17 protein-coding genes and 1 riboswitch are annotated in these 25,857 nt (G+C 57.1%); of the genes, 8 read left to right on the top strand and 9 right to left on the bottom strand.

Translation table 11 applies throughout. The annotated features are described in order from the left end of the window. Positions 1 to 55: 55 nt before the first annotated feature. From NHG65_RS23630 to NHG65_RS23605, 6 genes are all read left to right on the top strand, one after another. Positions 56 to 1,117, top strand: coding sequence for an ABC transporter substrate-binding protein (locus NHG65_RS23630; protein ID WP_099065628.1), 1,062 nt, complete (start codon positions 56 to 58; stop codon positions 1,115 to 1,117). 11 nt (positions 1,118 to 1,128) lie between these two features. After that, positions 1,129 to 1,926: an alkaline phosphatase family protein gene (locus NHG65_RS23625; protein ID WP_129936882.1), complete on the top strand. Its 798-nt coding sequence runs from the start codon at positions 1,129 to 1,131 to the stop codon at positions 1,924 to 1,926. A gap of 9 nt (positions 1,927 to 1,935) precedes the next feature. Then, on the top strand, positions 1,936 to 2,775 hold the full coding sequence (locus tag NHG65_RS23620; RefSeq protein ID WP_012147180.1) for an ABC transporter permease: 840 nt from the start codon (positions 1,936 to 1,938) through the stop codon (positions 2,773 to 2,775). A gap of 17 nt (positions 2,776 to 2,792) precedes the next feature. Further along, positions 2,793 to 3,578: an ABC transporter permease gene (locus tag NHG65_RS23615; protein WP_085119752.1), complete on the top strand. Its 786-nt coding sequence runs from the start codon at positions 2,793 to 2,795 to the stop codon at positions 3,576 to 3,578. Positions 3,579 to 3,582: 4 nt separating this feature from the next. Next, entirely contained in the window at positions 3,583 to 4,575 is a 993-nt protein-coding gene (locus NHG65_RS23610; protein ID WP_085119751.1) for an ABC transporter ATP-binding protein, read from the top strand. A 127-nt stretch (positions 4,576 to 4,702) separates the two neighbouring features. Then, positions 4,703 to 6,352 carry a Na/Pi cotransporter family protein gene (locus NHG65_RS23605; protein WP_085119750.1) on the top strand — a complete coding sequence of 550 codons (1,650 nt, stop codon included), beginning with the start codon at positions 4,703 to 4,705 and terminating at the stop codon, positions 6,350 to 6,352. Positions 6,353 to 6,403: 51 nt separating this feature from the next. Here the strand turns inward: NHG65_RS23605 and NHG65_RS23600 are convergent, their stop codons facing one another. The 5 genes from NHG65_RS23600 to NHG65_RS23580 form a co-directional block, all read right to left on the bottom strand. Then, the gene (locus tag NHG65_RS23600; RefSeq protein WP_499182737.1) at positions 6,404 to 11,215 is read right to left on the bottom strand and encodes a hemagglutinin repeat-containing protein; all 4,812 of its coding nucleotides are present in this window, start codon (positions 11,213 to 11,215) and stop codon (positions 6,404 to 6,406) included. A gap of 49 nt (positions 11,216 to 11,264) precedes the next feature. Further along, on the bottom strand, positions 11,265 to 12,941 hold the full coding sequence (locus NHG65_RS23595; RefSeq protein ID WP_499182736.1) for a ShlB/FhaC/HecB family hemolysin secretion/activation protein: 1,677 nt from the start codon (positions 12,939 to 12,941) through the stop codon (positions 11,265 to 11,267). A gap of 385 nt (positions 12,942 to 13,326) precedes the next feature. Then, positions 13,327 to 14,244 (bottom strand): ketopantoate/pantoate/pantothenate transporter PanS, encoded by a 918-nt coding sequence (panS, locus tag NHG65_RS23590; protein ID WP_207977261.1) that lies wholly within the window; start codon positions 14,242 to 14,244, stop codon positions 13,327 to 13,329. Positions 14,245 to 14,388: 144 nt separating this feature from the next. Further along, entirely contained in the window at positions 14,389 to 15,756 is a 1,368-nt protein-coding gene (gene lysC, locus NHG65_RS23585) for a lysine-sensitive aspartokinase 3 (RefSeq protein ID WP_261428160.1), read from the bottom strand. A 108-nt stretch (positions 15,757 to 15,864) separates the two neighbouring features. Then, positions 15,865 to 16,058, bottom strand: a riboswitch (Lysine riboswitch). Positions 16,059 to 16,110: 52 nt separating this feature from the next. After that, on the bottom strand, positions 16,111 to 17,919 hold the full coding sequence (locus tag NHG65_RS23580; RefSeq protein WP_099063610.1) for a cation:proton antiporter: 1,809 nt from the start codon (positions 17,917 to 17,919) through the stop codon (positions 16,111 to 16,113). A 272-nt stretch (positions 17,920 to 18,191) separates the two neighbouring features. Between NHG65_RS23580 and pgi the strand changes: the two genes are divergently transcribed. Further along, on the top strand, positions 18,192 to 19,838 hold the full coding sequence (pgi, locus tag NHG65_RS23575) for a glucose-6-phosphate isomerase (protein ID WP_499182735.1): 1,647 nt from the start codon (positions 18,192 to 18,194) through the stop codon (positions 19,836 to 19,838). Between the two features lie 62 nt (positions 19,839 to 19,900). On the opposite strand, the gene NHG65_RS23570 is transcribed toward pgi, so the two are convergent. Continuing rightward, the gene (locus NHG65_RS23570; protein ID WP_129936891.1) at positions 19,901 to 21,334 is read right to left on the bottom strand and encodes a capsule assembly Wzi family protein; all 1,434 of its coding nucleotides are present in this window, start codon (positions 21,332 to 21,334) and stop codon (positions 19,901 to 19,903) included. Positions 21,335 to 21,559: 225 nt separating this feature from the next. On the opposite strand from NHG65_RS23570, the gene psiE reads away from it, so the two are divergent. Continuing rightward, positions 21,560 to 21,967, top strand: a complete 408-nt coding sequence (gene psiE / locus NHG65_RS23565) for a phosphate-starvation-inducible protein PsiE (RefSeq protein WP_099063607.1) — start codon at positions 21,560 to 21,562, stop codon at positions 21,965 to 21,967. An 89-nt stretch (positions 21,968 to 22,056) separates the two neighbouring features. Here the strand turns inward: psiE and malG are convergent, their stop codons facing one another. From malG to malE, 3 genes are all read right to left on the bottom strand, one after another. After that, positions 22,057 to 22,947 carry a maltose ABC transporter permease MalG gene (gene malG / locus NHG65_RS23560; RefSeq protein WP_112347184.1) on the bottom strand — a complete coding sequence of 297 codons (891 nt, stop codon included), beginning with the start codon at positions 22,945 to 22,947 and terminating at the stop codon, positions 22,057 to 22,059. Between the two features lie 11 nt (positions 22,948 to 22,958). Continuing rightward, positions 22,959 to 24,536 carry a maltose ABC transporter permease MalF gene (gene malF, locus NHG65_RS23555; protein WP_499182734.1) on the bottom strand — a complete coding sequence of 526 codons (1,578 nt, stop codon included), beginning with the start codon at positions 24,534 to 24,536 and terminating at the stop codon, positions 22,959 to 22,961. A gap of 63 nt (positions 24,537 to 24,599) precedes the next feature. After that, positions 24,600 to 25,793 (bottom strand): maltose/maltodextrin ABC transporter substrate-binding protein MalE, encoded by a 1,194-nt coding sequence (gene malE / locus NHG65_RS23550; protein WP_037416088.1) that lies wholly within the window; start codon positions 25,791 to 25,793, stop codon positions 24,600 to 24,602. Positions 25,794 to 25,857 lie beyond the last annotated feature (64 nt).

The raw sequence follows: 25,857 nt of genomic DNA, 5'->3' as shown, positions 1-25,857 counted from the left end.
TGGTTCTTGCTGGACTAGTCCAGCCACTTCCACACTACCACCCGGAGCATCAGTTATGAAACGTTTGTGCGCTTCTGTGTTAACCAGTGCCATTGTCCTGTCCAGCCAAATGAGCTGGGCTGCCGATTCCGACCTCGCGGCGCTGGAACAGGCTGCCAAGAAGGAAGGGGAAGTCAACAGCGTCGGTATGCCGGACAGCTGGGCCAACTGGAAAGATACCTGGCAGGATCTGTTGACCAAGTACAGTCTGAAGCATGCCGATACCGACATGAGCTCGGCGCAGGAAATCGCCAAGTTCGACGCGGAAAAGAGCAATGCTACGGCGGATATTGGTGATGTAGGTGCGGCCTTTGGCCCGATTGCGGTACAGAAAGGGGTGACCCAGCCGTACAAGCCATCCACCTGGGATCAGGTGCCTGACTGGGCGAAAGACAAGGACGGCCACTGGGCACTGGCCTATACCGGCACCATTGCCTTCATTATCAACAAGAAACAGGTGAAAGAGATCCCGCACAGCTGGGCGGATCTGCTGAAAGGGACTTATCAGGTCACTATCGGTGACGTGGGGACCGCTTCGCAGGCGGCCAGCGGTGTGCTGGCAGCGACTTACGCCATGGGCGGCAATGAAAAGAACCTGAAGCCGGGTCTGGAGTTCTTCGGCAAGCTGGCCAAGGCCGGGCGTTTGAGCCTGAGTAACCCGGTGATCGCCTCGCTGGAAAAAGGCGAAGTGCAGGTCGGCGTGGTTTGGGACTTTAACGGACTTAACTACCGTGACCAGATCGACAAAACCCGCTTTGAAGTGCTGATCCCGTCCGACGGCTCAATCACTTCCGGCTACACCACCATCATCAACAAATACGCCAAGCATCCGAATGCCGCCAAGCTGGCGCGTGAATACATCTTCTCTGATGCCGGCCAGATTAACCTGGCGCGTGGCTATGCCCGCCCAATCCGTGCCGAACATCTGACGCTGCCGGACGACGTCAAAGCCAAGCTGCTGCCGGCCGAACAGTATAAAAATGCCCACCCAATCGCCGATCCGGCGGCCTGGGAACAAAGCGCCAAAACGCTGCCGCGTCAGTGGCAGGAAAACGTCATTATGTTTATGCAGCAGTGAGTTAAACCATTATGAAAACGATCCTCGTGCTGCTGGACGGTCTGAACTATCAGGTGGCGCATGACGCCATGGGCTATCTGCAGGCCGAATGTGCGGCAGGGCGCGGACGGTTGTATCAGTTGGAGAGCGAGCTACCCTCGCTCTCCCGACCGCTGTATGAATGTATCCTCACCGGTGTGCCGCCGGTGGAGAGTGGCGTGGTGCATAACCAGGTGTCACGCCTCTCGCATCAGCAGAGCGTGTTTCACTATGCGCGTGCCGCCGGGCTAACCACCGCGGCGGCCGCCTATCATTGGTTCAGTGAGCTGTACAACCGTACCCCGTTCGACGCCGCGCGCGATCGCCATACCGACGATACCGGACTGCCGATCCAGCACGGTCATTTTTATTATGACGACCGCTATCCGGACTCCCATCTGTTTGACGACGCGGAAAGTTTGCGTCGCCGTCATCAGCCCGATTTCTTGCTGATCCACCCGATGAATATTGACGACGCCGGGCACCGCTTCGGTCTGTCTTCGCCGCAGTACCGTAATTCGGCGCGCAATGCCGACGGGGTATTGTCGCGCTATCTGGCCGACTGGTTGGCCGACGGCTATCAGGTGATGGTCACTGCCGATCACGGGATGAATGACGATCGCAGCCACGGTGGCGTGTTGCCGGAAGAGCGTCAGGTGCCGCTGTTTGTCTTCGGTAGCGCATTCAGCCAAAGCGACGCCAATCCGCAGCAAACCGACCTGTGCGGCACGCTGTGCGAGCTGCTACAGGTGGCGCATGACAAGCCGCGTTGCCGTGCGTTGTTGGCATAAGGGCGAATAATGAAAGCTAAGTGGATTGCCGCGCTGTGCCTGCTGCCGTTCATCCTGCTGTTCGGCGCGTTTCAAATCGCGCCGCTGGTGTGGATTGCGGTCAGCAGCTTTTTCAGCCAGACCAGCGGCTGGGGGCTGGGCAACTATGTTGATGTGCTGACTTCGCCGTTCTATCTGCAGGCGTTTCAGTTCTCGCTGGAGATTTCCCTCTGGTCGAGCGTCTATGGGCTGTTGATTGCCCTGGTGGGCAGTTACTCACTGCGCCAGCTGGGCCAGACGCGGTTCCATGATTTTGTGATGTCGTTTACCAACATGACCAGCAACTTCGCCGGGGTGCCGCTGGCGTTCGCCTTCGTCATCCTGCTGGGGCTGAATGGCTGCCTGACCTTGCTGCTGCGCAAGTACGGCCTGATGGAGAGCTTTAACCTTTACTCCAAAACCGGCCTGATCGTGCTCTACACCTACTTCCAGATCCCGCTCGGGGTACTGCTGCTGTACCCGGCATTTGATGCGCTGCGTGAAGACTGGCGCGAATCGGCATCGTTGCTTGGCGCCAGCCCGTGGCGCTATTGGCGGCATATCGGCCTGCCGGTGCTGGCTCCGGCGCTGATGGGCACCTTTGTCATCCTGTTGGCCAATGCATTGGGTGCCTATGCCACGGTGTATGCGCTGACCACCGGCAATTTCAACGTGATACCGATACGTATTTCTGCGCTAGTGGCGGGGGATATCTCCCTCGATCCGAATCTGGCCAGCGCGCTGGCGATGCTGCTGGTAGCGATGATGGCGTTTATCACGCTGATCCATCAGTGGCTGTTACGCAGGAGCTACCTCAATGCTCGCTCATAATATTGCGGAGGGCGGCCATGTCGCGTTTTGAAACCGGTTATCACCGTGTGGTGAGCGGCCTGCTGTTGCTGATCCTGCTGTTACCGCTGGCAGCGACGCTGATTTATGCGCTGGCTACCCAATGGGGCGCGACCATCCTGCCGGACGGTTTTACCCTGAAATGGCTGGTGGCGTTATGGAGCGATCCGCGCTTCCTGCTGGCGCTGTGGCACTCGCTGCTGATCTGTTTCGGCACTCTGGTGTTGGCGGTGGTGGTGATTTTGCCGATGATGTTTGTAATTGCTTACTATTTCCCCAAGCTGGATGCGGTGATGAACGTGCTGATCCTGCTGCCGTTCGCCGTGCCGCCGGTGGTGTCAGCGGTCGGGCTGATGCAGCTGTTCGCCGCCGATCCGCTGCCGCTGCTGGGCACGCCATGGATCCTGATTGGCTGTTATTTCTCCATCGCGCTGCCGTTTATTTACCGAGCCATCAGCAACAACATGCAGGCGATCAACCTGCGTGATCTGATGGATGCTGCGCATCTGCTGGGGGCCAGCACCTGGAAAGCCGCATTGTGGGTGGTGCTGCCGAACCTGCGCAAAGGCGGGATGATCGCGGTGCTACTGTCGTTCTCTTTCCTGATTGGCGAATTTGTCTTCGCCAACCTGCTGGTGGGCAGCCAGTATGAAACGCTGCAGGTTTACCTGTTCAACATGCGTAACGGCAGCGGCCATTTCACCAGCGCACTGGTCATTTCTTATTTCGCCGTGGTGCTGCTTGTCACCTGGTTGGCGAACTTGCTGAATAAAAATAAGGGCTAACCCGATGGCTTATCTCAATGTCACCCGTCTCAACAAACATTATGGGCAGACCCAGGTGTTTCAGGATATCGATTTCACCGCCGAGGAGGGCGAGTTTGTCACGCTGCTCGGGCCGAGCGGCTGTGGCAAGTCCACGCTGCTGCGCTGCCTGGCGGGGCTGACCTCTGTCGACAGTGGGCAGATCCTGCTGCAGGGACAGGATCTGGTGCCGGTGCCCCCGCAAAAACGTGGTATCGGCATGGTGTTTCAGAGCTATGCGTTATTCCCGAATATGACGGTAGAAGGCAATGTGGCCTTCGGCCTGAAAATGCAAAAACTGGCGGCCGGGCAGATCCAACAGCGGGTGCAGGAGGTGCTGGCGCTGGTGGAACTGACCGAGCTGGCGAAGCGTTATCCGCACCAGCTGTCCGGCGGCCAGTGCCAACGGGTGGCGCTGGCACGCTCGTTGGTGACCCGTCCACGTCTGCTGCTGCTTGATGAACCGCTCTCGGCACTGGATGCGCGGATCCGCAAACATTTGCGCGAACAGATCCGTCGGATCCAGCGTGAGCTGAACCTGACGGCCATCTTCGTCACCCACGATCAGGAAGAAGCTTTGACGCTGTCGGATCGCATCGTGCTGATGAATAAAGGACAAATCGTGCAAAGCGGCGATGCAGAAACCCTGTATACCCAACCGGCCGACGTTTTCGCCGCCGGGTTTATCGGCAACTACAACCTGCTGAGCGCCGAACAGGCGACGGTTTTGACCGGCAGCACTTACCGCGGTAAGGTAGCTGTTCGTCCGGAGTCCATGACCCTACTGCCTGCCGGGCAGGGGATCGCCGCGGTGATCCTCAGCCACAGCCTGTTGGGCAACGTGGTGCGCTATCGGGTTCAGGCCCGTGGCGTGGAGCTGCTGGTCGATGTGCTCAACCGTTCGGTCGAAGATTTGCGACCTGACGGCAGTGAAATTGGGCTACACTTAGAAACTGTTACATTACGGGAAGTTGCATGACATTTTCCCGCTGACAAACGGAATTTCCCTTCCCTTCAGCGGCAGTCTGCAACCCGTTGCCGCTGTTCTGCTCTTTTAACGCCCGGCAGAACGGTTGCCTTGCTGGCGTTTATGGAGTGTATTTTCCGTGTTGACCCTTCTTCATCTGCTTTCTGCGGTGGCGCTGTTGGTGTGGGGTACCCACATCGTGCGCACCGGGATCATGCGGGTCTACGGCGCTAATCTGCGTCGGGTATTGAGCGACAGCGTGGAGAAAAAACCGCTGGCGTTCGTCTCTGGCATCGGCGTGACTGCGCTGGTGCAAAGCAGCAACGCTACTGCACTGCTGGTGACCTCTTTCGTTGCTCAAGGGCTGGTGGGGCTGACGCCTGCGCTGGTGATCATGCTCGGCGCCGACGTGGGTACCGCGCTGATGGCGCGAATACTGACCTTTGATCTCTCCTGGCTATCACCGCTGCTGATCCTGGTCGGCGTGTTCCTGTTTCTTAGCCGCAAGCAAACCCGGGTGGGGCAAATGGGCCGGGTGTGCATCGGCCTCGGGCTGATTGTCCTGGCTCTGGAGCTGATCGTCGCCGCCGCAACGCCGATCACCCAGGGCGCGGGAGTGAAGGTACTGTTCTCGTCACTGACCGGCGATGTGATGCTGGATGCCCTGACCGGCGCGTTGTTCGCCATTGTCAGCTATTCCAGCCTGGCGGCGGTGTTGTTGACCGCCACCCTGACCGCTTCCGGTGTGATCTCACTGAAAGTGGCGCTGTGTCTGGTGATTGGCGCCAATCTTGGCAGTGGCCTGCTGGCGGTGATCAACACCAGTGGCCAGAACGCCGCCGGCCGTCGGGTGGCACTGGGCAGCCTGTTGTTCAAACTGATCGGCTGTGTGCTGGTGCTGCCCTTTGTCTCTTATCTGGCAGACGCGATGGCCCGGCTGCCCGGTGAGAATGAAGAGTTGGTGATCTATTTTCACGTGTTCTACAACCTGATCCGCTGTCTGGTGCTGATCCCTCTGGCCGGGCCGATGGCACGGCTGTGTGAAGCGCTGATCGCCGACGTGGCGGCTGACGATCCCCGGCTGCGACCACGGCATCTGGATGCCAGCGCATTGGATACGCCGACGCTGGCTTTGGCCAATGCCGCGCGTGAAACCCTGCGTATGGGGGACGTGGTAGAACACATGATGATCCTGCACCGCGAAGTGCTGCACGGTAAGATCGGGCAGGATAAAGAGGTGCGCCGGTTGGACGATGACGTCGACGTACTCTACACCGCCATCAAACTGTATCTGGCGCAGATCCAGAAAGAGGATCTGGGCGAGGAAGACTCGCGCCGTTGGGCAGAAATTATCGAAATGGCGCTCAACCTGGAGCAGGCCGGGGACATCATTGAACGCATGACCGGCGATATCGCATCGAAGTCGCATGCGGCGCGGCGGGCGTTTTCGGCCGAGGGGCTGGCGGAGCTGGACACGCTGTATGAGCGACTGATCGGCAACCTGCGGCTGAGCCTGTCGGTGTTCCTGTCCGGCGACCTCACCAGCGCCAAGCGGTTACGACGTTCCAAGCATCGCTTCCGCATTCTGGATCGCCGTTACGCGCATGCGCATGTTGATCGTTTACACCAACAGAACGTGCAAAGCATCGAAACCAGTTCGCTGCATCTGGGGCTGTTGGGGGACATGAAACGCCTGAACTCGCTGTTCTGTGCGGTAGCGTATAACGTGCTGGATCAGGATGAGAAGGATGACGAGCGCGAGTGGGAGGATACGCCGAGCACGCTGTAAAAAAATGCCCCCGGCTGAACCGGGGGCATGATTTTGATTATTTACCGCCAGTTATTTACCCGAGAAAACACCCGCCTTGGCATCGGCAGTCTGGCTATTGCCGTAGCCGCCGACCGGTGTCTCCAGATTCACCACGCTTTTACCGGCGATCCCCAACAGTCCACCGGCAGAGGCGGCCGCATCCAGGTGACCGCCACCCTGATAACGGCTGCCCGCCACGTCCTGTTGTTCCAGCTTAGCGTTACCCAGCGTCACCTCACCTTGTTGGCTGCGGATCTCAGCGCCGGTCAGGTGGGTGCTGCCCTGCACGTTCAGCGTCACGTCATTTTTCCCACTAATGGCGGATTGCACGCCAACCGCATCGTTATTGACCACGTCGGCGTTGACCTTGAACTGACCCTGCAGCCCGGCGGGGCCGGTCAGGCTCTCTTTGGACTTGTTACCGAGGAAGCGAGCGCCGCGATCCCACAGCGGTGCCTGCTCTTTTTCACCCACCAGGGTTTCCGGCAGGGTCACTTTGCTATCGGCCTTGTTGAAGCTAACCGCGCCGGTGGTGTCCTGTTTGGGATCAAGACGACGGGCCACGCTGTTGTACTTGTCGGTAGTGGCGTCAGCGACCTTGTTGATACCCCCTTCCAGCTTCTCTTTCACATTACCGGCATAGCGCGGAGTGCCCACTTTCGACAGTTTGGAGGTGATGCTGCTGGCCGGGTCGTTGGTATGGTTCAGACCGACGTCCACATTGACCTTAACGCTGCTTTCGCTGTCTTTGCGGCTCTCGACGTGCAGGTTGCCATCGACGTTGCCCTGTACGTGTTCGGCATCGATCCGGGCACCGGCCAGGGTGGTGTCTTTACCGCTGTTGATCGTCACTTCGTTGGCGTTAATCAGACTGTTGCCCTGGGTAGTTTTCTGCAGTTTGTCGACGCCGACTTTTACCCCGGCACCCAGAGTATGGGTATCGCTGCCGCTGGTGGTATCAACCTTGCCGTTGGCGTCCTTGTTGAAGGATTGGCCGCCTTTGGCGTTCGCCTTCAGCCCCAGGTTCCAGTTGTTTTTCTGCTCCTGATTTTGCACCGATTCCAAGACTACACCGCCATGTCCGGCATTCAGGGCTACGCTGTTGCCTTTGACCTCGGTCCCCTGCAGGTGTAACGCCTCGTCGTCACTGCCTTTGGCGGTAATGTTCACTGCGCCACCGCCGGTGATTTTTCCGCCCTGCCGGGTGGTGGAAGATTCATCGACCTTGGCGATGTCAAATGCACCGCCGAGGGAAATGCCGCTCGCGCTTTTTTTGTCACTGTCGGTGCTGTTACCGCCAATATCGATATTCCCTGACAGCGTATCGTCCTTACGCGTCTGGTGCGACTCGGCTGCCTGTAGCGCCACCTTATCGCCTGCCTTCAGCGTAACGTCGCCCTGGCTGGTGACCGTGCTGCCTTGCAGCGTCAGCCCATGCCCGGCCTCCAGTTCTACGCCCTGTTGCCCACCGATGTGGCTAACCTGTGCGCTGCTGCCGTCGCTTTCCCCCACGCTGCGATCGCCGCCCAGCCCAACGCCGAAGTTTTTGGTCTCCGGGGTGGAGCCACCTTTGGCCGACACTTTGACATTGAAACCGTTGTGGCTCTCATGACTGCGGTCGGTAGCCTGCTCGAAACGGATGTTGCCGTCTTCGGCTTTCACCTGAGTCTTACCCTGGCCGGCATCCAGTGAAGTGCCCTGATAAACCGCATCCTGCTTGACCTGGATGTCGATGCCATTGGCGGCGGTGATGCTACCGGTCACGGCCTGGCTGCCGGTGCTGGCGCTGTGTTTGTTGCCGCCTTCTCCTTTGCCGTCGACGTTCAGGTCGTTGCCGGTATTGGTGTAAACGCGCACGCTGGCACCGCCACGGGTATCGCTTTGGCTCTGCTGTTGGCTATTTTCCGCCGCTTCACTGCGGTGGCTGTCCGCCTTCAGCGTTACGGCACCCTGAGTGGTTTGATATTGGGTCCCGCGATCCTGCAGTTCCCCGCCAGCGTTAACCGCAATCTCCCCGGCCTTAATGGTGCTGACCACGGCCTGCGAACTGCTGTTACTGTTTTCGCTGCTGCCGCCGTTGGCAGCGACGTCGATCCCGACGTTTGGCAGACCGATGCTGCCGATATCGTTAATCACGCCGTTGGCGTCCAGCTTGGCGGCTTTGCCCACGGCGCGTTCAACCGGGCGGGTGATGGCGCTGTAATCAACGTTGGCACCGATATCCACGCCGACGTCGGTTTTGCGGGTATTGCTGCTTTCGCTGTCCGTGGCGGCCAGATGGGCCACGCTGTTGGCATTTTCCTGATATTTACCGCCAACCTGATGCTGTGCACCTTGCTGAGTCAGTTGGTCATTGGCGCTAATCGTCAGGTTGCCTTTGATATCACTGCCTGAGGTGACGGCCTTGCTGCTTTGCGAGTGCGTTTTGCTGTTCTCGTAACCGCCTTCAATACCCGAGCCGACTTTATCGATGCCGCCGGTGTAATAGAACCCACCGCCGACTTTGGTTTGCTCGGTGTCGCTGGTGGTCTTGTTGTCAGCCGCCAGGAAGGCGACGTTGTTGCCACTGACGCTGGCGTCTCCCTGGGTGGTCACCAGTTTGGAGCCGCTGAAGGTCACGTCTTTATCCGCCTTCAACGTCACGCTGCCGCCGCTCAACATCGACGACTGTTGCTCGCTGCGGGTAGTTTTCTCGCTGTCGCTGGTATGTTCTATGCGTAAACCGGCGCGGTATTGTTTATCGCCTTTTTCGTTGGCATAGCCGTTGATCGCCAGCGCGGTTTTCTGCTCATCAATGCGTTGCTGCTGCTCAGCCGCGCTGACATTGAGATTGCCACCGGCCTGGATATCCAGTTTGCCGGCGCTGGTCACCTTGCTGCCCACCACGTCGGTATCCTGTTTGCTGACCAGTTGCAGGTTGGTATCGGAAACCAGTTCACTGGCGGTGGACTGCTGGTGGCTGTTGTTGGACTTTTGCGAACTGCTGGTAATGTTAAAGGCGGTACCGGTGCGGGCATTGATTTTGTCGACGTTGGTGCTGAGCGCGTTATCAATCCGCAGGCCCCCGGCGCTGGCTTCAACAAAACCGCCCTGGCTGCCTTTGACCTTGCTGCCGGTAATGGTTACGCCCTGTTTGCCGTTCAGCCACAGGGTGCCATCGGCGGTCAGGTCGGAAGCGTTGCTGACTTCGTGGTGGTGACTGTTGTCTTTGTTATCGCCGCCGCCGATGCCGCCCCATGAGGTTTTATTGTCACGCACCGATTTGGCGTTGGCGGTCTTCTGCACGTCGATGTTGATCTGGTCGTTGGCATTGATTGTCAGATCGCGCGCTGCATACACTTTTGCCCCCCGAGCCTGCACACGGTTACCGGCACTCAGCGTCAAATCCCCCCCGGCATGCAAATCGCTGGCCTTCAGGCTTTCGGTTTCATTGCTGTTGTTCCAACTGCCGGTTCGCAGGCTGGAGGTATGGTTACGCTGATAACCGCGTTCACTGGTTTTCTCCCGCTCAACCAGCCCGGCGATCTGTACATCGCGTTTGGCTCCAATTTTCAGCGAGTTACCGGCCCCGACAGTGGCACCGAGCAGCTTCACATCCTGTGCGGTGGCGGTCAGCGTGGCATTTTTGCTGGCGCTGACGCTGCTGCCGACCTGCTGGTGCTGTTCATTTTCGCGGGTGACGTCGTACTGCCAGGAGTAGAACCATTGGTCGTTGGTATGGCCCTGAGTTTGCTTCAGTTGCTGGCCGTCGAGCGTCAGGCTGGCACCCTGCAAAGTAACCTCTTCGCCGCGAATATCGGTGGCGGTCAGATGGTTGCTGTTATCGGCCAGCAGGCTGATATTTTTGCCCGTAAGCTCGGTGCGGGTCAGCTTTTGGCTGGTGTTGCGGTCGTTGATGTAGATGCCGCCGCGATAGTTTTGGTAGTTCTCACCGCTGTTACGGCTACTGCTGTCATCACTAATCTGGCTTTCGGCACGAATGTTGTCGGCCTTCACCCTGATTTCGTCGCTGCCCTGCAGCTTGCCCGCCAGCTTCACGCCGCTGCCTGCTGCGGTGTTGATAATGTTGATGCGTCCGGCCTGCATGCTGCCAAGATAGTAGCTGTCCAGCGCACTCAAGGGTTGTTGGCTGCTGAGCACCTGTGCGTCGCGTGAGACGCGGTTATTGCCGGTGACAGCGTTGATAGCCGACACCGCCTTGTCATTTTTGTCAGTGACGATCACCTCGCCGCGGCTGTCGATGCGCGGGGCAATCAAGTCCAGTATGCCATCGGCGTTCAGTTTGCCATTCAGGCTTAGGGTGTTGCGATTACCCAGCGTGCTGTAGCCCTGCAGCATGCCGTTTTCCACCAGCGGGTTGCCCACCACCAGTGACGAGCGGCTGGTATTGATAAAACCGCAGCCGTCACAGCTGATGCCGTTCGGGTTGGCTAACACGTAGTCGGCCGCCATGCCGAAGATTTCCTGCTGGCCGTGCAATAGCGACGGATTACGGCTGATCACTTCGTTGAGGATCACGCTGGCCGCCTGGCTGTTCAGGTTCGGGTTGGCGCCCAACTGACCGGCCAACTGAGACAGTCCGGACTCGCGTGAGTTATTCAACACCGCGCCGGGCTGGTTGACGTTGAAATCCTGATACTGGTTATGCGACAGCCCGTGGTCATTCGGTGTGACAATATTCACCACCTGTGCGCCGTTACCGGCGGTGGAAACCCCGGGGCCGTTAGCCCCATTGGCCGCCACAATATCACCGGCGTAACCGTTGCCGAGTGAGGCGAGAATGATCGCCAGTGAAGCGGCCAACTTGCCCGCCGCCGAAAGCCTGAAGTTATTATTTTTCATCCATGTATCTCCGTATATCGCCGTGTGGTACTGCAAAAAAAACAACTGACTAAAAGGTGTACGAGAAGCGGGCCAGCACCTGGATCGGGTCGTCCGGCAGGGTATGACTGGACAGCAGCCAGCCTCGGCTGGCTTCGACGTCAATGATGGCGCGCTGATAACGCAGGGTGGCGCCGGCGCTCAGTCCGGCGCTGCTTTGCCAGCCCGAAGGTCGGTTGTCACGTGGCAGCACCCGGCCGACGTCGCCGCCGAGGCGAGGGGTGAGGGTGCTTTGGCCCAGATTAAAGCTGCGGGACAGGGTATTTTGCAGATACCAGCCGTTATCGCCGGACAGCGTGCTGCGGCTGAAACCGCGGATCGCGCTGCGGTCGGTCAGGCTGAGCCATTCCACGCCGGGCAGCCGATCGCGGCTGTATTGCCCGTACAGCAGGTTGCTGAGCTGGTAACTGGAACCGGCCAGGGTGAAGCGTTGAGTGAGATTGGTGAACAGCTTGCCCTTGGTGAATTGGGCATCGGGCAGACCGGCACCGCTGTGGCGATCGGCACCGAACCACGGCAATCCTTGCTCTACGCTGAGGTTGGCGCTGATCAACCCGGTAGGCAGGATCTGCAGGTGGTTAACCCCCAGTTCGAACAGGCTGAGCGTCGGGCTGCCGAGACCGATACGTACGTTCTCGAAATAGTTATTGATGCGCTTATGGGTCAGTTGGCCGCTCAGGGCGTTGATCTGATCGCGATCGCGGTAAAACACATAGTCGCCGCGCAGACCATACTGCTGGGTCTGACCGTGCAGCTTATAGCTGTTGAACACCAACTGCTGGCGGTTCATGTATTGCGAATAACTGGCAAAGCCGCTGAAGGTAAAAGCGCCATAGGGCAGGGAATAGAGCAGGGTATAGGCGCGGTTGTAGCGCTGCGACGGATCCTTCAGCGTACCGGCGACGTTCAGACTGACAAAGTCCGACAGGCCAAACGGGCTGTCCAGCGTTGCCGTGCTGCGTGCCAACCACTGGCCGGTATTTTTCTGGCCATAATTGTCCAGGGTGGCAGACAGCAACCAGGGTTTGGCATGTTGGTTGTGCAACCGAATAATAGAACCACCGGTTTGGTTACCCGGCAATATATCCAATCGGGTTTTATTCGATTGCAAACGATTGGCCTGATCCAATCCCTGATCGAGCTGAGTTAATTTCAGCGGTTGACCTTCCAGTCCTGGGAATAATAACTGGCTGTTAACCCAGCGATCTCCCCCTTCTATTTTTTCGATAAATCCCTCGGTGACCCGCAGGCCCAACTCGCCCTCGGCATTGGGGCGAATAAACTGCACACGGGCGGTGATATAGCCTTTATCAAGATATAAACGGGTGAGTTCGCGGGTCAGACGGTTGATGTCATTACTGCTGATGCAACGCTGTGGCAATGCGCTGAGTGCCGCCAAATCTTTCGCCGACAGCAGAGTAACGCCCTGCAGATACACGCCGTCGATGGGCAGGCACTGGGCAGAACGTGGCAGTGCCGGTGGCGCGGGTTCGGGTTCTGCCAGTAATTGCTGTTGTTTAAGCTGTTGGTAGCGTCGTTGCTCGATCTGCTGATTCACTTCACGCGAACCGTCTTGCAAGGCGCGGCGTGATTCGCCCATCGGCGAGAAATGCTCCATTTCCGGCAGGGTAGCGGCAGGGATCGCGGTGCTGAACAGCAGCACCAGAGCGGCGGTTTTTTTAATCATTGTAATCCATTATGAGAAGCCGCCGGGGCGGCCTGCTCAATCCATGAGGTCAATATACGGACGGCCAGCGGCCGGCCCGAAATAGCGAGCGACAAGCACATTGCGTGATATCTCGACTTGCCACAGGCAAATTAAGACGGTGGGTGTATATCTAAATAATAATTAGGCTGCTTGTTTTAATTTTCAGATCCCTTGAGTTAATTAACTAAAAAAAGTAATTAACTCCTCCGCCATTTAAACTTTATCGGCACGGATAGGAAGAATCTGAATTTTTATTTTGTCGGGGGATAATAGAGGATGAGGGTAATTCTGACAATCCGACCAGTGGGAAATACGAAATTTCGCAGAAGGGGTGGGGCACAGTCATTTGTGCCCCAGGGTGTAATTATTTTTTGTTGATCGGCCGACCGGACCAGTAACCCGCCAGCAGTGAGCCGGACAGGTTATGCCACACCGAGAACAGGGCACCCGGCAGTGCGGCCAGCGGTGAGAAGTAAATTTTGCCCAGCGTCGCCGCCAGCCCGGAGTTCTGCATGCCGACCTCAATGGCCAGCGTGCGGCAGGTCGATTCGTCAAAGCCAAACAGCTTGCCGCCCCAGTAACCGCTCAGCAGCCCGATGGCGTTATGCAGGATCACCGCGATGATCACCACCAGCCCGACCGAGGCGATATGGCTTTGGCTACCGGCCACCACGGCACTGATGATCGCCAAAATGCACACCATCGACAGCGCCGGCAGAATGGGCTCAATGCGTTTGACGGTTTTGGTAAAGGTGTGATGGACGATCAACCCCAGGCCAATCGGGATCACTACGATCTGCAGAATGCTCAGCAGCATGCCCATGACATCGACGCTGATCTCGGTATCGACATACAGGCGGGTCAGCAGCGGCGTGGCGAAGACGCCCACCAGCGTGGAGACCGCCGAGATGGTCACTGACAGTGCCACATCGCCTTTGGCCAGATAGATCATTACGTTGGAAGCCGTACCGCTGGCAACGCTGCCCACCAGGACCATGCCTGCGGAAAGATCCGGTGGCATGTGGAACAGCATCGCCAACAGCCAGGCCGCCAGCGGCATAATCAGGTAATGCAGAAAGATCCCTGCGGCCACCGGGCCTGGGCGGGACAGCACGCGCCTGAAGTCATCCAGCCGCAGCGTGACGCCCATGGCGAACATGATCAGCATTAACAACGGGCTGACATAGGGGCCGATACCGGTAAAGGTGGTGGGGGTGAAGTAGGCGGCGACGGCGAGCAGCACCGCCCACAGGGGGAATAATCGGGTAAATTTTGCCAGCATGAATGTGGTTTTCCTTAGCCAAATAGAACGATGGGGTGGAGTTGTGTTTTTTTGCGGGTTCAGCGGACTGAACCCCTACGGTTATGAACTGATTTTTTAGATGTAGGGGCGCAGCATGCCGCGCCCGCAAGGGATGATAATAGTTTATTCGAACAGATTGTGGTGCAGGGTACGTACCACTTGTTCCGCGTCGTTGCCCGGTACCAGGAAGCACAGGTTATAGCTGCTGGCGCCGTAACAGATCATGCGGATATTGAACGGGTCGAGCACGCCAAACACTTCTTTGCCCACGCCGCAGGCCTGGGAAAGTTTGTTGCCGATCAACGCCACCAGCGCCAGATTTTCTTCGACTTCTACCCGGCACAGTGATGACAGCTCGGTCAGCAATGAGGTGGTCAGCAGGCTGCCGCCGGTAGAGGTTGAGCCGGTGGTGTCCATGGTCAGCGCCACGCTGACTTCGGATGTGGTGATCAGATCCACCGAGATGTTGTGACGGGCCAGAATGTTGAACACTTCGGCCAGGAAGCCACGGGCATGCAGCATGTTGAGGCTGTGCAGCGTCAGCAGGGTTTGCTTGCGGCGCAGTGCCAGCGCACGGAACAGCGGCGGGTTCTCGGTGGTGTTACACACCAAAGTTCCCCCGGCGGCCGGATCTTTGCTTGAACCGACAAACACCGGAATATCACTGCGCACGGCCGGCAGCAAGGTGGCCGGATGCAGCACTTTCGCGCCGAAGGTGGCCATTTCTGCCGCTTCTTCGAAGGTGATTCTATCGATGCGTTTTGCTGACGGGACCACGCGTGGATCGGTGGTGTAGATGCCTGGCACGTCGGTCCAAATATCCACCCGACTGACGCTCAGCGCTTCGCCCAGCAGTGCCGCGGTGTAATCGCTGCCGCCACGGCCCAGCGTGGTGGTACGGCCTTTCGGCTCGCTGCCGATAAAGCCCTGAGTGACCACCAGCGCTTCTTGCAGGCGTGGCTTGAGTAGCGACAGGGCCAGTTGTTTCAGCACCGCGTTGTCTGGTGTAGCACGGCCGAAGTGGTCGTCGGTGTGCATCACTTTACGCACGTCAAACCACTCTGCCTGTACCTGGCGGGTGCGGAGGATCTCAACGAACAGCAGGGTAGACATCAGTTCACCATGGCTGACCAGCTCGTCGGTCAAGGCCGTTGAGGTTGCCAGCGCAGCTGCTTCGGACAGCATGGCGATGTTTTCCAGCATGCGGTCGATTTCATCGCGAATAACCGTCGGGTTATCGAGGCGATCGAGGATGGCGTATTGGATGCGACGGATTTCATCGAGCTGGAAATGGCGTTTGTCGGCATCGCTGCCTTCGGCCAGAGCCACCAACAGGTTGGTGACGCCCGCGGAAGCGGACAAGACCACCAGGCGTACGTCCGGATTAGAGAGTACGACGTCGGCGCTGCGGTTCATGGCTTCAAAGTCGGCAACGCTGGTGCCGCCGAATTTGGCGACAACGGTGGAATTCTGGGGTGCTGCTTGGTTCATGTAAAAACCTCGTGTCAGGGTGGCTCTATTCAGAGAGCGCTTTTTTCATAGCCTTGGCACAAGGGAGGAGCGATAAACGGGGGCAGGCGTAGGGGTTAAAGCTACGATACACCCAGAAGCGCCCCACCTTGCTGATTGTCATTACGGACAATCCCTGGTGACAACCCAGAGGATTCAGCCCCTGTAGTCGATACGATGAATGCCGTACATCACCTTACCTCGGCGTCGCTCCCCCTCAAGTGCCGTCATCGGAAAACGGCTCCTCTGACACTCTACCTGGGCGACGCACCTCTTCTGGCTTGCGCACCGGGTGCGCAAGTAGGCTGTTAGGAATAGCCGGTAATCACGCTGCTGTCAACGTCCGGACGTTGAGGGATTTTCATCTTGCACCAGCGCAATCAACGTACAGGGCATCGCCGGGACGAAACCGGTACCAATGGGTTGCAGAGTGCCATCCTCCCGTTGGCTAAATAACGGAATAATCCCCTGATTTTTTTCAATATATTCCAGCCAGCCAAAGTTTTCGTTCAGCTTGGTAGCCTTGATGGTGGCACCGTGGGCGATCAGGCTGCTTAACCGGCCGTAGGTGGCTTCTTGATTGAACAAAACTTCATGCCGACGGAAGCGCGAGCTTTCCCCACTGTTGCCACGGCCTTTCAGCGGTGCACCGGAGCGGATGGCGAATACCTGTCCTTCGCCAAAAATATGGCCGAAGTGATAGACCGCCAGCGCATTCTGATGGCGGTTAGGCGACAGCGCCAACACCTGCGCGGTATCGCTGAGATCGAGGTAGTTCTCGGCATGCTCGGAGTAAGCATGCCCATAATAGGCGGGGATGCCGTCCATGCGCGCCTGGCGGTAATACTCCCAGCTGCTGTCGGTGACAATCACCGGGATATTCATTTTTATCAACGCCTGCGCCAACATACGCGCCACGCTGTTGGCGCCGACGATCAACACCCCGCGCGGTTTTTGCTGCTGCACCCGCAGCCAACGCGCCATCATGCTGCTGGTCAGGCTTTGCAGCACCACGGTACCGATGATCACGGCAAATACCACGGTTACCAGCCGATCGGCTCCCGGGTAGCCACTACGCTGCAAGGTCAGGGCGAACAGCGAACTGACCGCCGCGGCGACGATGCCGCGCGGCGAAATCCAGCACAGCAGCAGCCGATCGCGCCAGTGCAGGGAAGAGCGCCAGGTCGACACCGCAATACACAGCGGTCGGGCGATAAACTGCACCACCAGCAGCAGGCCCAGCAGTGGCCAGCCCATATTCCACAGCGCCTGGATATCAAGCCGCGCCGCCAAAATGATAAACAGCGCTGAAATCAGGATCGCCGACAGCTCTTCCTTGAATGCCAGTATGTCGCTGGTATCTACATCGCGCATATTGGCCAGCCAGATACCCATTACCGTGACGGTCAGCAGACCGGACTCGTCGGCAATGGCGTTGGACACGCCAAAAGCGGTCAGCATGATCGCCAGCACCGCCAGGTTCTGCAGGTAGCCCGGCAACCAGACGCGGCGCAGCGCCAGACCCAGCAGGTAACCGAACAGCGCACCGGCCACCAGGCCGACGGCAGCGGTGATCCCAAGCGTGTAGAACAGATGGGTATAGGACTCGGAATGTTGTTTCAGTACGATAAATTCAAACACCAGCAGGGTGAAGATAGCGCCGACCGGGTCGATCACTATGCCTTCCCAGCGCAACACCTGGTTGATATTGGCGTTGGGCCGTACCACTCGCATCAGCGGGGCGATGACCGTCGGGCCGGTAACCACCGTGACTGCACCGATCAGCGCGGCCAGCTCGGGCGGAAAGTCCAGTAGCCACCAGCAGGCCACGCCGATCACCAGGAAGGTCATCAGCATGCCGATGGTCACCAGGTTGCGCACTACGCCACCGAGGCCACGTATTTCCTCGACCCGCAGCGTCAGCGCCCCTTCAAACAGAATAATGGCGACAGACAGCGACACCAGCGGGAACAGCAGATCGCCAAACAACGCGTCCGGTTGAACCAGATGCACCACCGGCCCCAACACCACGCCAAACACCAACAGCGGCAGAATGGCCGGCAGGCGCAATAGCCAGGCCAACCACTGCGCCAGCAGTGAACTCAAGCCAATAACCACTAACATCAACGGGGCAGATAATTCCATAGTCATGTCCTTCGTGTTTCAAAGCGCAGCCTGCTGGCCGCGCATCCTTCGCCTAATTACGTCAATGACGTGGTGATAACCTGACACAGTTTAGTGACAGTTAACTAACCCTGATAACAGGCTGTTATCCAAAAGTATAGGGGAAGAGCTGAAACGATGCGGCGGCGTTTGACAGTTAGCGCCTATCGCAAGAAAAGAGATCATAATCACAGTCGAACAGGCTACAATCGGACAACCACGTCACCTTTATTCTCAAGCCTAAGAGTGTTGCTATGAAAAATATCAATCCTAGTCAAACCGCTGCTTGGCAAGCCCTGCAGCAACATTTTGAACAGATGAAAGATGTGCAGATCAGCGATCTGTTTGCTCAGGACAGTGAGCGTTTCTCCAAGTTCTCCGCCACCTTCAACGATCAGATGCTGGTGGACTACTCTAAAAACCGCATAACCGCGGAGACCCTGGAGAAGCTGCAGGCACTGGCGAAAGATACCGATCTGCAAAGCGCGATCAAGTCCATGTTTGCCGGTGAGAAAATTAACCGTACCGAAGACCGTGCGGTGCTGCACGTTGCCCTGCGTAACCGCAGCAACAGCCCGATTATTGTGGACGGCAAAGACGTAATGCCGGAAGTGAACGCGGTGCTGGCCAAAATGAAACAGTTCTGTGACCGCGTGATTGGCGGTGACTGGAAAGGTTACACCGGCAAGGCCATTACCGACGTGGTGAACATCGGTATTGGTGGTTCGGATCTCGGCCCTTATATGGCGACCGAGGCGCTGCGCCCTTACAAGAACCACCTGAATATGCATTTTGTCTCCAACGTTGACGGCACCCATATCGCCGAAACGCTGCAGCCGCTGAACCCGGAAACCACCCTGTTCCTGGTGGCGTCCAAAACCTTCACCACCCAGGAAACCATGACCAACGCCCACAGCGCGCGCGACTGGTTCCTGAGCACTGCCGGCGATCAAAAACACGTAGCGAAACACTTCGCGGCGTTGTCTACCAACGGCAAGGCAGTGGGTGAGTTCGGTATCGATACCGCCAACATGTTCGAGTTCTGGGACTGGGTCGGTGGTCGTTATTCCCTGTGGTCGGCGATTGGTCTGTCGATTGCACTGTCACTGGGTTACGAGAACTTCGAGCAGCTGCTGAGCGGCGCGCACGCGATGGACAAACACTTCGCGCAAACCCCGGCGGAGCAAAACCTGCCGGTGCTGTTGGCGCTGATCGGCATCTGGTATAACAATTTCTTCGGTGCAGAAACCGAAGCTATCCTGCCATACGACCAGTACATGCACCGTTTTGCCGCTTACTTCCAGCAGGGCAACATGGAATCTAACGGTAAATATGTCGATCGCAACGGCAACCCGGTGGATTACCAGACCGGCCCGATCATCTGGGGCGAGCCAGGCACCAACGGTCAGCACGCGTTTTACCAGTTGATTCACCAGGGGACCAAACTGGTGCCTTGCGACTTTATCGCACCGGCCATCAGCCACAACCCGCTGAGCGACCACCACGCCAAACTGCTGTCGAACTTCTTCGCGCAGACCGAAGCGCTGGCGTTCGGCAAGTCGCTGGACGTGGTAGAAGAAGAGTTCGCTGCACAGGGCAAAACGCCGGAAGAGGTCAAGCACGTGGCGCCATTCAAGGTGTTTGAAGGCAACCGTCCGACCAACTCCATCCTGCTGCGTGAGATCACCCCGTTCAGCCTGGGCAGCCTGATTGCGCTGTATGAACACAAGATCTTCACCCAGGGCGCGATCCTGAACATCTTCACCTTCGATCAGTGGGGCGTGGAGCTGGGCAAACAGCTGGCTAACCGTATCCTGCCGGAGCTGGCCGGTGACGAAGCGGTCAGCAGCCATGACAGCTCAACCAATGCGCTGATCAACCGCTTCAAAGCATGGCGTTAATTACCGCCTGAATTGATGCCAATAAAAAACCCGCCGCGGCGGGTTTTTTTACGTCTGAATGATTACAGATTGATCGGCACTTCGAAACTGATGCCTGCGCCCACGTCGTCGGCGGTGCTGGCGTTGTTATCGGTGTACCACAGGCTGGTGTCAAACTTGACCTGTGAATCGAAGTTGTAACCCCAGCCCAACTGAATGCCTTTCAGCGTGTCGGATTTCGGGAATGCCTGGTTAATGGTTTGATTTTTTGGATTCACTTTGGCGTACACCAGACGGGTGCTCCAGCGCTGGCCGTCATCCAGCACCATTTCTACACGGCCGGACAGCATCTGCCCGTCACCACCCATAGCGTGGCCCAGTGGGTAACCTTGCTGATAATAGCCGCCTTTATAGACGTAATGATTGTACATTACGTTCTCAGTATTGCCGTTTGACCGGGTATCAGACCCTTCGATAGACCAGTTGATGGTGGTTGGACCCCATTCCGGATGACCTTCCAGGCCTAACAGATAGGCATTGTGCGACGGCAGCATACCAGCTTCATCTTCGCCAACTATCTGGCCGTAGAAGCTGACAGGTAGGCCTACTAGCGGCTGCAATTTTAATTTGAAGTCGAAACCGCCCAGTTGGTTACCAGGATCGTTTTTCACATCGCCGGTGTTATCGTTGCCGGTCACACCATCCCAGAATGAACTCCAGGAGTGCGGACGGCCATCACCGCCCCACATCATGACACGCGAAGCACCCAGCTCGAGGAAGTTGGTCGGCATCATGGTAAAGCGACCGCCGATCAGCTTGGTATCAGGCACGGCGCTGTACTGTGATAATTGGCCAGCGGTAAGCTGGTACTGCCAACGGCCAATCCACGACAGCCAAGGAGTTTCAAACGGCGATTGGTCGGCGCGCTGCAGCATAAAGCCGGCAACCGGTCGTGCGGCGTCGGAACGGATCAGGCTACCGTCATAGCCCGGTCCCCACCATTGGGATACTTCACCGAAGGATAACCACTGGTTCCAGATTTTTACTGCACCATAGGAGCCATTCAGGTTGAATTTGGAGCCGTCGCTGACGCGTTGATCGCCCTCAACCGACCCCTGGACGCGCACGTCCCAGAACTCGCCGTTGGCACCGGCACCGATAGTCAGGCTTTGGTCTGCGTACTGGTTCTGACCGAAGCCCTGCGGTGTGCCCGGCTTGTCGGTGGCAGCGTAGCCGCTGATGCGAATATTGGCTTTTAAGTCACCGACGCGGCGTTGAACGCGGTCGAGGACGTTTTTCTCGGTATTGGTTACCGGTTTGGCCTGGGAAATAACGGAGGTGATTTCTTCCTGACTCAGCGGCCAGGTCGACAGGCTGACGTTGATGACACCGCGGTCGGACAGCCAGGCCAGGTCATTACGCAGATCATTATCAGGGGTGACCAATCCGCTGGCATGACTGCTTAATGCACAGGTAAACAGGCCTGCGGCGACCAGTCCGTTAAGTTTAGCGCGCATAAATAAATATTCCCTTGTTAATTCGAGTTGTTTGTTTTATGTAAAGATCTATGACCCATCATAGTTGACATTTCAATTTGCTACAAATATATCCATACGAAACATTTATTTATAACAGTCTGAATAGTATTAATTTTTTCCTGGCTCCGTGCGGATATTAATTTTTAAGATAATGCCTATGTTAGGATGCGCGGATAACTTCAGTGGTATTGATGGGGAATATTTATGGCAAAAACCTCCCGCTCGGTAACGATCGCCAAAGGGTTGCAACGGGTGTTGAATGTTGGACTGCTGCTGCTGGCAGCGATCCTGATCGTCTTTTTGGTTAAAGAAACCATTCATTTGGCGAAAGTCTTGTTTGTCAACAACGAGGAGTCGACGTCCTATCTGCTGATTGAAGGGATTGTGATTTACTTCCTCTACTTTGAGTTTATCGCCTTGATTGTGAAGTATTTTGAGTCGGGTTATCACTTCCCGCTGCGTTACTTTATTTATATCGGCATTACCGCAATTATCCGTTTGATCATTGTGGATCATGAAAATCCAATTGATACGCTAATTTATTCAGCCGCGATATTGTTACTGGTGGTGACGCTTTATCTGGCCAATACCGACCGCTTAAAAAGAGAATAAATGGGCATAAAAATGGCGGCCCATAGGGGCCGCCGAAGACACAGGTATAGAGCGAAGTACAGCAAACGCATTACAGTGGCAAAAAACCTTTAACCCTTGACCCCACCGGCCGTCAGGCCCCCAACCAGCCAGCGCTGTGCCAGCAGGAATACGGCGGTAATCGGAATGGCTGACAGCACTGCCGCAGCGGCAAAGTCGCCCCACAAGTAGTTTTGCGGATTGAGATATTGCTGCATGCCCACCGCCAGCGTGTAGCTGTTGACGTCACGTAACAGCAGCGAGGCGACCGGCACTTCGGTGATGGCGGCGATAAACGACAGAATAAACACCACCGCCAGAATCGGCACCGACAACGGCAACAGCACCAGACGGAAGGCTTGCCACGGGCTGGCACCGTCCAGCGCGGCGGCTTCCTCCAGCGAATTATCGATGGTCTCGAAATAGCCTTTGATGGTCCAGACGTGCAGCGCGATGCCGCCCATATAGGCGAAGATCACCCCACCGTGGGTATTCAGGCCGATAAACGGGATGTATTGGCCCAGGCGATCGAACAAGGCGTACAGCGCCACCAGTGACAACACCGCCGGGAACATCTGGAAAATCAGCATGCTTTTCAGCAGCGTGCTTTTACCGCGAAAACGCATGCGGGCAAAAGCGTAGGCGCAGGTGGTAGACAGCGTAACGATGCCGATGGCGGTGATCACCGCGATCTTGATCGAATTCCACAGCCACAACAGTACCGGGAACGGCGGTGGGGTCACGCTGCCGTCGGCGTGCGTCACGCTCATGCCAAGCGCCAGGCGCCAGTGATCCCAGGAAATTTGCTCCGGTATCAGGCTGCCGGTGGCGAAGTTGCCAGATCGCAGTGAGATAGTGATCACCATCAGCAGCGGGAACATGATCAGGGCGATAAAGCACAGCATCAGAGTATGGGTCATCCACAGGCGCAGGCGCTGGGATTTGGGTTGGACCATAGCCATTATTTTTCTCCCTAGTCGAAGTTCATCTTGCTGGCTTTCAGATTCAGGATCGCCAGGGCGCCCACCAGCAGGAAGATCAGCGTGGCAATTGCCGCCGCCAGCCCAAAGTCCTGTCCGCCGCCGCCTTCGAAGGCGATACGGTAGGTATAGCTGACCAGCAGGTCGGTATAACCGGCCGGCGTGGTAGTCCCGATCATATCCGGTCCGCCGTTGGTCAACAGTTGGATCAGCACGAAGTTATTAAAGTTGAAGGCGAAGCTGGCAATCATCAGCGGCGTTAGCGGCTTAATCAGCAGCGGCAGAGTGATGCGGAAAAAGTTCTGCATCGGGGTAGCGCCGTCCATTGCCGAAGCTTCGTACAAATCGTCAGGGATCGCCTTTAACAGCCCCATGCACAGGATCATCATGTACGGGTAGCCCAGCCAGGTGTTGACGATCAAAATCATGCTCTTGGCGGTGATGGGGTCGCTGAACCAGGCCGGTTTGATGCCGAACAGATGGCTGAGCATCATGTTGATTTCACCGAAACTTTGGTTGAACAAGCCTTTGAAAATCAGAATCGAAATAAATGACGGCACCGCATAGGGCAGTATCAGCATCACGCGATAGATGGCTTTGCCTTTCAGCGCATCCCACTGCACCACGCAGGCCAGCACCATGCCTACCGCCACGGTGAGGATCACGGTCATCACCGAGAACACGATGGTCCAGATAAAGATCGACACGAACGGCTTCTTGATGCCTTCATCCTGCAGGACGCGCAGGAAGTTTTTCCCACCGATAGTCACGGTGTAGCCTGGGCTGAGGGTCTCTTTGGCCCAGTTGCCGTCGGCATTTACCGCCTGATAGAAGCCAATCTCCGGGTTAGGCCGGTATTGAATATGGGTTTGCTGGTCGGTCAGCTGGTTGCTGTCCTTATCCAGTGCGTAAAGCGGGGTGGTGCCGGAAAACTGGCGCAGGGAACTCATGCGCAGCTCACCGCCTTCCGGTAACTGGGCTACCAATTGGCTCAGCGCCTGACGGTTTTGAGTGATCACCCGCAGCGTGGCGCGTTCGCCTGTCGGTTCGCTGCCTTCCTCAACCAGCTTCAGCGTTTGCGGTGCGTTGGCATCAAAGCTGAAAGGCTGGGAAATCAGCTGTTGGCCGCTGTCCGGGTGGGTTAACTGCAGACGCCAGCGTTGGTTTTCCGCAGGATACAGGCCGAAGGTAAAGGTCTTGCCGGTCTGGAATTGACGCTGCATCAGCACCGACTGGGCGCGCTCAAAAGTGAGCTGGTTGGTGCTGCTGTAGTTGGTAAAGGCGATGGCAATGGTACAAATCAGCGGAAACAGGACAAATAGCCCCATACCGGCGATGCCCGGATAAACGTAGCGCCAGGCGTAAGCACGGCGGTTGGCGAAGACGTAAAGCCCAGCGCTGACCAAGATCAGCGTCAGAATGGCAAACAGGTATTCACCCTGTGCATACATCAACACAATCAGATAGCAGGTAACCAGGCTGAACAGGCCGATGACCAGCCATTTCAGTATGTCACTCTGCCACCACTTCGACTTTTTGCGCGCAGGTGACCCGGCGTGAGCTAATTGCATAGGGCGTTCCTTTCTGTGGAGCTACAGCGGGGCGCAGGTCCGCACCCCGCACAACGTAGTGTGTTACTTGGTAATACGGGTCTGTACGTCATCCAGTGCGGCTTTCACCGTCTGGCGGCCGCTGACGGCGTTGATCACCGCACTGCGTTCGGCGTACCAGAAGGCGCTCATCTGCGGGATGTTAGGCATGATTTCGCCGTTCTGTGAGTTTTCCATGGTGGCGGCAATCTTCGGATCTTTCGCCAACTGTTCCTGGTAAGACTTCAGCGCGACTGCGCCCAGCGGTTTGTCCTTGTTGACGTCCGCCAGCCCCTCGTTGGTCAGCAGGTAGTTTTCCAGGAATTCGGTCGCCAGCTCTTTGTTCGGGCTGGCGGCGTTGATCCCGGCGGTCAGTACACCGACGAAAGGTTTGGACGGCTTGCCTTTAAAGGTTGGCAGCAGGGTCACGCCGTAGTTGATTTTGCTTTGTTCGATGTTGGACCAGGCCCAGGGACCATTGATGGTCATCGCAGTCTGGCCTTTGTTGAACGCGGCTTCGGCAATCGAGTAATCGGTATCGGCGTTGATGTGTTTGTTTTTCACCAGATCGACGATGAACTGCAACCCGGCCTGTGAACCGGCATTGGCCACGCCAACGTCCTTGATGTTGTACTTGCCGTTCTCATACTTGAAGGCATAACCGCCGTCGGCGGCGATAATCGGCCAGGTGAAGTAGGGTTCTTGCAGGTTCCACATGATGGCGCTCTTGCCTTTGGCGCGCAGCTCTTTGTCCAGCGCCGGGATCTCTTCCCAGGTTTTTGGCGCCTGCTTGATCAGGTCTTTGTTATAAATCAGCGACAGTGCTTCTACCGCGATCGGGTAGCCAATCAGCTTGCCATCGTAGCGCACCGCGTCCCAGGTGAACGGGAACAGCTTGTCCTGGAAAGCTTTGGAAGGATGGATCTCGGCCAGCAGGCCCGACTGCGCGTAGCCGCCAAAGCGGTCATGGGCCCAGAAGATGATGTCCGGGCCGTCGCCGGTGGCAGCCACTTGCGGATATTTCTCTTCCAGCTTGTCCGGATGCTCGATGGTGACTTTGATACCGGTGTCTTTCTCAAATTTTTTGCCGACTTCGGCCAGGCCGTTATAGCCTTTATCGCCGTTGATCCAGATAACCAGTTTCCCTTCCTCGATCTTGGCGAAGGCGGAAGAAGAAAGCACCAGGGTGGTCAGAGCCGAAAGCACCAGTGTGCGGGCGGTGGTAAAGCTGCGAGTCATAATCCAATCCTTCTTTTTTATGGGCACGTAAATCAAGGAGAGAGGTTTCGCGGTAATAGTGGGT

The organism is Serratia myotis (assembly GCF_027474885.1).
In the GTDB taxonomy this organism is placed as follows: Bacteria; Pseudomonadota; Gammaproteobacteria; order Enterobacterales; family Enterobacteriaceae; genus Serratia; species Serratia proteamaculans.
The sequence above is the reverse complement of the archived record's forward strand: the minus strand, read 5'-3'. Positions and strand labels throughout refer to the sequence as shown.